Here is an 8,593-nt window from a genome sequence, read left to right on the forward strand (position 1 = left end):
ACGGTTACGGGTTGCGGCGATAATGACCGATAAGCGTTGCCTGGGCGATGATATGGTCTTGCATGGCCACTTCGAGCTCGGTCTTTGTCGGATGGTTCAAATCCGGTAAAACTGTGTTTAGTGCATATAACTTATGAAAATAGCGATGTGTGCCGATTGGCGGGCATGGACCACCGTAGCCGGGACGTTTCCAGTCATTTAGTCCTTGAAGTGTTTCACCCGGCAGGTTTTCTGTAGAAATTCCTTCCGGCAGGCCCGTACTATCCGCTGGGATATTATAAAGCGTCCAGTGTACCCACGTCATTTTAGGAGCTTCCGGATCGGGTGCATCAGGGTCATCAACAATCAGTACCAGACTTTTGGTCTCTTCAGGAATTCCAGTCCAGGACAGCGCCGGTGAAATATTGCCGCCGTCGCAAGTCAGTCTGACAGGCATCTGACCCATATGTGAAAAGGACGTGGACAGCAGTGTAAACACGATTAATGCGACAGTAGTCATTGTTCCCTTTTATTTGCCGTTTTATGCGTTGTACCGGTTACATGGACAAGATACAGATGCTTATTTTGCCTGCAAAATTAACTGTATAAAATTTTCTCGAAAAAAAATGCAAATTTTTTTAGCATGTCGTAACGTATTTCCCGTGCCTGATAATCAGGCACGGGCAGCCGTAAGAAATTATAATAGCTGCTGAAAATTTTTGCTTATTCACCAACAAAGCAGCTTCTTAAACCAGTGCTGCGACATGCTTTTGTTGTTCTCGTAGTTTTACCTTGTCTTTCGTACTGCACATAGTCGGTGCTTTCGAAACCGTTCTCGACAGGATTATAACTCAGTAGTGACTGAATAAAGTATGATAACGTCAGAATAGATTATTGTATTGTTGTGGGATTTAATCGGAGGATAGTAATATGCAACGACTGAAACCATGCCTGCTTAGCTATTATGTGCTGATTTTTCTTTTGATTACCTTGGTTTATGGCTGTGCTAATTTGCGACCATTGAACGAACAGACATTGACACTCGAAGCAGAAAAAACAGCCAGCATTTTTATAGAGAATCATCATGATACGTTTGGCATCTGTTCTCCTTTTCATCTTGACCGCCGTGGAACGCGGTTATATCTCTGGGATGAATTTGTGCGTCAGCATGACAGCACCAGGCCGGATTTCGATATAAACAATCTGGCCGGTTATGAAGTGGCGGTTACCCGTGGGCAATCCTGTCATTTGCGGATTTTCGAAACTTACCAGACCGCAGTCAAATTTGACTTGTCGGTATTTCCGCCTGGTGCAGCGGTTTTGTTTGCAGAGCTCAATGTTTATGGTGATTTCGGCCCGTTCGATCCGCCACGATCGCGCGGCAGCCGTGAACAATGCGCCGTCATGCTGCTGGGACAAGCAATTGAATCCTGGGATGCCGGAATTTACAGGGCCGGATTGCCGAGCGGTGCTCGCCTGCCGATTTCTTCAACGCCATCCCGCCCGGATTCAGGGCCATTCGATACGTCAAGAAGCAGTTGGTGGCAATTGGATGTGACCAACACCGTCAGTGAATGGGTGCGTGGTGTTCGATCGAATTATGGTTTTGTCATTACACCAGACAACGCACGCGTTCTTGGATTTTATAATGCAACGGATGAAGGCGGTTATTTCTGTGATCTTGGTATCAGCCGTTTCGAGCTGGTTGTCACCTTGGCAGTACCGAGCTAGTGCTCTTTCAATATGATATTGTCAGGTACAGCGTTATCGTGGTGTTATGCAGCAAGGCACAGTACACGGGTATAGATAGTAAGTACTAGATTTCGCGATGTAAGTAAAAATCAGCGCAACTGTGCAACTTATGCACTGAATGCAAATTAGTCAGCGTTTCTGCAATTCCTGATCATTTCTTATTCGAGTTTACATATAATTACCCATAATACTGCGGGGGATTGAGCGCATGGCACTGGAAGGCATACTGGTATTAACTATTCTGTTTATTTGCCTGGTTCTGTTCATTACTGAATGGGTGCGTGTGGATGTTGTGGCATTAATGGTAATGTCCAGCCTGGCTATACTGGGTTTGGTATCTCCAGCAGAGGCAATCAGCGGTTTCAGTAATCCGGCGGTAATCACTGTTTGGGCGATGTTTGTTGTTAGCGAAGGTCTCGCACGTGTTGGCATTGCGGATCAGATCGGTCGACAGGTATTGCGGGTGGCTGGACATAGCGAGGTGCGCATGATTGTGATTTTCATGATTGTCGCGGGTGTGCTGTCGGCATTCATGAATAACATAGGGGTGGCGGCATTAATGTTGCCGGTGGTCGTCGATGTTGCACGGCGGACCGGTGTAGCACCGTCGCGACTTCTGATGCCACTGGCCTATGGAACGCTGCTAGGTGGTCTGATGACGCTTATTGGCACGCCGCCGAACCTGCTGGCCAGCATTGCACTGCAGGAAGCCGGTGAAGAAAGTTTTCGCTTTTTCGATTTTGCATTTATCGGTGTTCCCATACTGCTTGCCGGAACCATTTTTGTCGCGCTGGCGGGACGCCATTTGTTACCGAAAGCTGATACATTGCGCACCGCGCGAAGTCAACGTGATTTGCGTGCCGAGTATGGGCTGCAGGAGCGTATTTTTGCGTTACGGGTATCTGCAGATTCGATTCTGGCCGGCAAGACAATCGCCGAATCCGGCCTTGCATCTGTTGCCGAGTTAATGATTATTGCCGTTACGCGTGCAGACCGGCCTATTGTACTGCCAAGGCCGGGTACCGTATTGCGATCGGGAGATATTTTACTCGCACAAGGCAGATTCGATCGCTTCGAGCAGCTGCGCAGCTGGAGTACGCTTACGATTGAGCGGGAAGCGCCCGTATTATATGAACGTTTGCTGGCCAACGTTCAACTCAGTGAACTGGTGGTGGCCGAGAATGCGCCATTGATTGGCGAACCGTTGCGTCATCGTATTTTTCGCGAACGTTTCGGAGTCAATGTAATGGCAATCCGGCGGGAAAATCTGATTCGCCGAACACGTCTTGCCGAAATGGTGATTGCCGCCGGGGATCGCTTACTGGTACAGGGCTCACCGCAAGCACTGGAAAAACTAGGTGAAGCAGCGGCGTTTACACAAATAAAACCGGTTACATATGCTGATATGCATGAGAAATACCAACTTGATGAACGATTGTTTGTCCTGCATGTACCTGATGAAGCCCCTCTGATCGGAACCACGCTTGCAGAAAACAGGCTTGGAGATGCATTCGACTTTCGTTTACTGGCGTTGTTTCGTAAAGGCGAAGTGTTAGAGTCGCCCGCTTCAGAAGAATATATACAGGCAGGCGACCTGTTGTTAATTCAGGGAAGAGAATCCGATCTGGATGTGTTGCGTGGTTTGCAGCAACTGGAGCGATTGCATGATGTATCACCGTATCTGAGCGTGTTCGAACAGGGCGAACTTGATCTGATTGAAGCTACGTTGCATCCACACGGGAAGCTTGTTGGAAAGCAGGTGGAAGAGCTGCAGTTTGACGAGCGGTATCAGATAAAGGTAGCCGCTATCTGGCGTGGCGGTCGTCCATACCGCACAGGCCTGGGCACCATGAAACTTGAGCCGGGTGATGGTTTGCTTTTTTTGGGTCCAAAAGCCAATCTTGCCAGACTCAATGATTATGAGGACCTGATTCTTCTCAATCCTGTTTATACTGAACCGATAGATACTCGCAGGGCGCCACTGGCTGCGACTTTGATGCTGATGGTTATTGTATCGGTGCTCACCGGATTTATGCCGATTTATACAGCGGCAGTGGCAGCTGCGACATTAATGATTATTACCGGCTGTCTTAGCATAGAGCAAGCCCACCGCGCAATTGACTGGCGCGCTATTTTTCTGATTGCTGGTATGCTGCCCCTGGGCGCTGCGATGCAGCAAAGTGGCGCCGCAGCATACGTGGCCAATGGTGTATTGCATTTATTCGGTTCCTGGGGGCCTTGGCCTGTGATTGTCGGACTATACGTTGTTACCGCACTGGGAGCACTGGTTCTGCCTGCTGTAGCGCTGGTATTGATCATGGCGCCAATTGCGTTGACAATTAGCGGAGAGCTCGGTATTTCGTCACATACAGTAATGATGACGGTCGCCATCGCTGCGACCAGCCTTGCCAGTCCTGTTTCGCATCCTGCCAATACGCTGATTATGGGCCCCGGGGGGTATCGATTTACGGATTATCTGAAACTCGGTATTCCGCTGACACTCGTGGTTTTTACAGTGACAGCTCTATTGTTGCCGATATTCTGGCCACTGTAGTATTTGAAAAATTCAACAGCGGAAAATATGGCAGGATGCTTTTAAAAAGCAGGGGAAACTAAATGGTTTGATGACATAGTGTAGATCCCAAAACACGTATTCACAATAAAGCCGTACGTGTTTTGAGATCTCTGTTCTTTATTACAGTAGTTTTGCGTTTATAGGATGATATGCGCTTCGCCGCGTTAGTCCGAATGCGACAAGTGCAAAGCCCATCAGCGCAAGCATACCTGGCTCAGGGACTGTGATAACGCGAATCCAGTCGCCGGGTTCGGTGACTCTCATATTGACTGTAATCGTGTTGCCGCTGACGGAATAGCTGTCGCCACCTTCCAATCCACGAGCCGGGAATGGCGCAGCGGGCCCGCTGCCGCCGAAAGTGGCGGTGTAATTGGTCAGAGGATTGCCTAGCTCAAATGTGGAAGCTGCTTCGAGCAGGCCTCCAGAGTCTGACATTACGCCGATAATATTGCCATCAAAAGTCCATTGCACACCGGTATGGGTCAGCAACGCGTTTCCCTGAGAATTGAGGAAAATCATATGACTATTGACATATGAACCGGTGGCCACCGTCCCGCCGCCATCTATGCCGTGTGCGATACTGGTGAAAACGCCTTGCGCTTCATTAAACCCTTGCATGCCCGTATTGAAAACAATGTCGTCCAGTGCATTCGCGGGCGCACCTATGACAGTCGCATTGGTGCCCATGCTGCTTGGGCCGCCTGTTTCAGTGACGCTGATAATGCTGGCATGAACAGAAACTGAAAAAAATAATACCGTGGGTATAACGATAGAAAAAGCCTTGTGAACCATTTTATGCAGGGTAAACATAGCGAGCGTCTCCTTTGTGGTCAATTATGCAAACGGTTATATTTAATACTATAGCAAGATTCATTGCAATGCATTTCAACCCACTGATAAAAAATAAAATATTTTCTATCAGTAAAAACAATGTGGTTGAAGCGCACACTAAGTGTAAAAAAATTTCGACAAAAATGTTTCAATATGAAATTTTACTCACCCAATCAATCCGTATTACAGATTCGACTAATTTATAACAGTAATTGGCATAAAATACTAAAAAACAGCGGTTATTGTTATGCCGTTTCGTGTTGAAAACCAATATGGAGAATTAAAGATGTCGGACGACGTCAGTATGAAAAATACCAAAAAAGAAATGCTGGAGCTTATTGAAAAACTGAAAGACGAAATCAAAAATAAAGAAAAAGAAAACCTGAATGCGGAAAAAACAAAACAGGAAGTTCAGCATAAAACTATCGTTTCAAACTCGGACAAAATAGTTGATGCTGCATTACCCATGCAAATTCACCAATTAAAGGTTTCGATTAATAAAGAACTGACCATGTTGTCGGACAAGCTTGAAGCTGAGGCGGAAAAATATGAGAACCTGAAAAAAGCCATCGAAATAAAGCAGACAGAATTAAATGATTTATACGGTGTTGAAAAAGAGAGTGCAGAACTGGCCATTATTTTAGAGGCGCAGAAACGCGCCAGAGATGAATTTGAACACGAAATGCGTGAAAAGAGAGCACAGCTTGAGGACGATCTTCTTGATAAAAAAGTCGGACTTGAGAATGAAATAAAACTGACAAAGGATCAGTGGGAAAAAGATAAAGCAACCCATCAGGCTATTCAGCAAGAAACAAAAAATGCTATCGAAAAAGAACGTAAGCGGGAAAATGAAGAATATGAATATCAACTCAAACGTAAAAGGCAACTGGAAGAAAACAAATTAGCAGATCAACTTGAAAAACTTGAAAAGGAATTGTCGCTTAAAAAAGATGCGTTTGACAAACAAGTACAGGAAAAAACCATAGAACTAAATGAGCGCGAAAAGGGTGTATCTGAAAGAGAGCTCAAAATGGATGAACTGCAGGATAAAGTCAATGCATTTCCGGCAGAACTCGATAAATCGGTGCAATCTGCTGTGCAAGAAATCCAGGAAAGACTGACTAAGGAATTTGATCAAAAAGAAGCGTTGCTGAAAAAAGGCTTTGAAGGCGAAATCAATGTCCTGACCGCAAAAATTTCCGCCTATGAGGCGCTTGTAAAAGAACAAATCAAACAAATTGAAAAACTTAATCAGCAGCAGGAAAAAGCGTATGAAAAAGTTCAGGATATCGCCAATAAAGCCGTATCCGGTGCGGCTGAACGCTTACAAAATATTACGGTAAGAACGACCCCTGATAAGCAAAATTAATCCATTTATTTTATTGGATGAGGAATATCAAGAATTTAAGATGTGTCTCTTGAAGGGTGACATCGATTTGAAGCAAAAAGCAGGTATTCTTATGAATGTTGCTATGCAAGACCAGACCCTGAGCAGCAATTTTTCCGGATTTCGCAAGCTTCATCGGACCTGCATGCCGGTTATAATGCCCCGCGGATCTTGGTAAAAACGACAAAAGGCACACAAAATTGCGCGTGGCGCCGCTACGCGGCGCTCAGTGACCGGCAATCCCAGCGCATCAGTGTTCAGCGCGCCAGTGATTCGCTATTCGATGGGGGACAAACACAACACCCGAAAACCGATATCGAAGTAACGGTCGCCCGGAGGGTCGTTGAAGCGGCCCGACGCGCGCATGTCGTCCGGAAGATCGTACCAGGAACCGCCGCGCAGCACACGGTCTGTATTATCAGTTGCGTCATCATTGCATTGCTGTTCACTGCCGTCAAACAGGTCGTGCCAGTTTGAGCAAGTCCATTCGAAGACATTGCCAGGCATATCATGCAAGCCAAACCGGTTAGTCGCAAAGCTGCCAACCGGTGCCGCTTGTTTACCATCCCATGGACTGCCGCAACCATCGCAGTTGGCATTGTTGACACCAATTTTGTCGCCCCACGGATACGCTGTCGAGGTGCCCGCGCGCGCCGCATATTCCCATTCCGCTTCGGTGGGGAGGCGGCATTGGTTGTTCGTTAGCTTGCCCAGCCAGTCAGCATAGGCGGCCGCGTCAAACCAGTTGACGAAAACCACCGGCTGCTTGCCACGGCCACCCGTCCAGGTTTCCGGACTATCTATGGATTGACCTTCACGCCGCCGTATTTCGACAGAGTAATCATATTGCGCATAGGTAATCTCGGTTTTGCTCAGGTAGAACGGTTTGCTGATCCGAACGCGTTTTCCTGGAACACCAAAGCGTATTTTACTAATATCGGGCAAATTTTTTATAAACGCCGCATCCTGTTCACCCATATCAAATGTACCGGCAGGAATATAGACCATCTCTGGAAGCAACGTATTACGTACGTTGCGCGTTGCAGCGGTTTGGACTTTTCCAGGGGGGTATTTGCTACGGATTCTGCGGCATCCAGTAAAAAAACAAAATCACCGCGGGATAGTTCATAGTCGCTAATCTTGCCAAACTGCGGTGTCTGCCTGACATGCTGCGGCACCTTGCCCTGCAGATAGACGCCCAGTTCGGTGCCGGTCACATACCCGTCCCCATCCAGATCCGCCAGTCGATGTTTTAACCCGTCAATAAAAACCGGCGTAAAAACGCTGTTAGCTGGAACGGTCTCCCCTGCACTGCCTGCGGTAATGAATTGACGAACCGGCTCTGCAGTAAGCGATGAGATATGCGGCGGGATTTTTGGCAACGCTCTTTGTTTAAATACGGTTCCAGAAAAACAGCTATCGAACAAAAACAAGGCGTGCTTGGCTTCTATCAAACGCGCCCACGCCATGATTTGGCTCATTGGCAGCGCCTTTCTGAGGAACCCCTTTTTGTCTTTTGTTGGGAGTGGCGCATCTGTCGGTACCAGATAGCCCTTGCGTCCATTTTGGCGGGTTTCGCCATGGCCGGCAAAGAAAAAGAGCAAACGGTTTTGTGGGTCCAAACCATAGTCATGAATAAAATTCTCAAACGCTTTTTCAAGAGCCTCCCGATCTGGATTTAAATGGGTGACAACATGAAAGCCTTGCGCTATGAGTACATTCTCGACGTCTCTGATTTCTGCCGGAATGCTTTCCAGATCCGGCCAACCGGCTGTGTATTCACTCACGCCAATCAACAGGGCGTAACTCTCTCGATACAGTTCTATATCATTACCGGAAGCGTCATTAATGACCGTAACGCCACGTTGTTGGGCAGCAATCGCAGACGGTAATGAAATAATGCATATCAACAGAATTACTACAAACCTGAAAGTCATTGATCAATCCTTGAATTGAGTGAAAAGGCGTTACCTTTTAACGTGAAAGAAACCGCTAATCAGGCGCACATAATCCTGACCAGCTAAGGTCATCGCAGAATTGGCATTTTTAAACTTGATCTGGTTTGATAA

The 8,593-nt window shown here is 47.1% G+C and carries 7 protein-coding genes; 3 read left to right on the forward strand and 4 right to left on the reverse strand.

What is annotated here, in order from left to right; translation table 11 throughout:
- Nucleotides 1-4 precede the first annotated feature (4 nt).
- Nucleotides 5-499: a YbhB/YbcL family Raf kinase inhibitor-like protein gene (locus tag BMY62_RS13875; RefSeq protein ID WP_090661255.1), complete on the reverse strand. Its 495-nt coding sequence runs from the start codon at nucleotides 497-499 to the stop codon at nucleotides 5-7.
- A gap of 410 nt (nucleotides 500-909) precedes the next feature.
- On the opposite strand from BMY62_RS13875, the gene BMY62_RS13880 reads away from it, so the two are divergent.
- Together BMY62_RS13880 and BMY62_RS13885 are read left to right on the forward strand one after the other, a co-directional pair.
- Nucleotides 910-1,710, forward strand: coding sequence for a DNRLRE domain-containing protein (locus BMY62_RS13880; protein ID WP_090661258.1), 801 nt, complete (start codon nucleotides 910-912; stop codon nucleotides 1,708-1,710).
- A gap of 229 nt (nucleotides 1,711-1,939) precedes the next feature.
- The gene (locus tag BMY62_RS13885) at nucleotides 1,940-4,285 is read left to right on the forward strand and encodes an SLC13 family permease (protein ID WP_090661261.1); all 2,346 of its coding nucleotides are present in this window, start codon (nucleotides 1,940-1,942) and stop codon (nucleotides 4,283-4,285) included.
- A gap of 141 nt (nucleotides 4,286-4,426) precedes the next feature.
- Here the strand turns inward: BMY62_RS13885 and BMY62_RS13890 are convergent, their stop codons facing one another.
- Nucleotides 4,427-5,116 carry a PEP-CTERM sorting domain-containing protein gene (locus BMY62_RS13890; protein ID WP_090661264.1) on the reverse strand — a complete coding sequence of 230 codons (690 nt, stop codon included), beginning with the start codon at nucleotides 5,114-5,116 and terminating at the stop codon, nucleotides 4,427-4,429.
- A 307-nt stretch (nucleotides 5,117-5,423) separates the two neighbouring features.
- Between BMY62_RS13890 and BMY62_RS13895 the strand changes: the two genes are divergently transcribed.
- Complete coding sequence (locus BMY62_RS13895) at nucleotides 5,424-6,506, forward strand: coiled-coil domain-containing protein (protein ID WP_090661267.1); 1,083 nt, start codon at nucleotides 5,424-5,426, stop codon at nucleotides 6,504-6,506.
- Nucleotides 6,507-6,800: 294 nt separating this feature from the next.
- Here the strand turns inward: BMY62_RS13895 and BMY62_RS13900 are convergent, their stop codons facing one another.
- Nucleotides 6,801-7,502, reverse strand: coding sequence for a formylglycine-generating enzyme family protein (locus BMY62_RS13900; protein ID WP_177170403.1), 702 nt, complete (start codon nucleotides 7,500-7,502; stop codon nucleotides 6,801-6,803).
- The gene (locus BMY62_RS13905) at nucleotides 7,475-8,461 is read right to left on the reverse strand and encodes a caspase family protein (RefSeq protein ID WP_090661273.1); all 987 of its coding nucleotides are present in this window, start codon (nucleotides 8,459-8,461) and stop codon (nucleotides 7,475-7,477) included. Before BMY62_RS13905 ends, BMY62_RS13900 begins: the two co-directional genes overlap by 28 nt.
- Nucleotides 8,462-8,593: the final 132 nt, after the last annotated feature.

Source organism: Nitrosomonas marina, from assembly GCF_900111605.1.
Taxonomy (GTDB): Bacteria; Pseudomonadota; Gammaproteobacteria; order Burkholderiales; family Nitrosomonadaceae; genus Nitrosomonas; species Nitrosomonas marina_A.

Coding starts and splice junctions, on each gene's coding strand:
- BMY62_RS13875 (WP_090661255.1), bottom strand. CDS start 499: ATGACTACTGTCGCATTAATCGTGTTTACACTGCTGTCCACGTCCTTT.
- BMY62_RS13880 (WP_090661258.1), top strand. CDS start 910: ATGCAACGACTGAAACCATGCCTGCTTAGCTATTATGTGCTGATTTTT.
- BMY62_RS13885 (WP_090661261.1), top strand. CDS start 1,940: ATGGCACTGGAAGGCATACTGGTATTAACTATTCTGTTTATTTGCCTG.
- BMY62_RS13890 (WP_090661264.1), bottom strand. CDS start 5,116: ATGTTTACCCTGCATAAAATGGTTCACAAGGCTTTTTCTATCGTTATA.
- BMY62_RS13895 (WP_090661267.1), top strand. CDS start 5,424: ATGTCGGACGACGTCAGTATGAAAAATACCAAAAAAGAAATGCTGGAG.
- BMY62_RS13900 (WP_177170403.1), bottom strand. CDS start 7,502: ATGGGTGAACAGGATGCGGCGTTTATAAAAAATTTGCCCGATATTAGT.
- BMY62_RS13905 (WP_090661273.1), bottom strand. CDS start 8,461: ATGACTTTCAGGTTTGTAGTAATTCTGTTGATATGCATTATTTCATTA.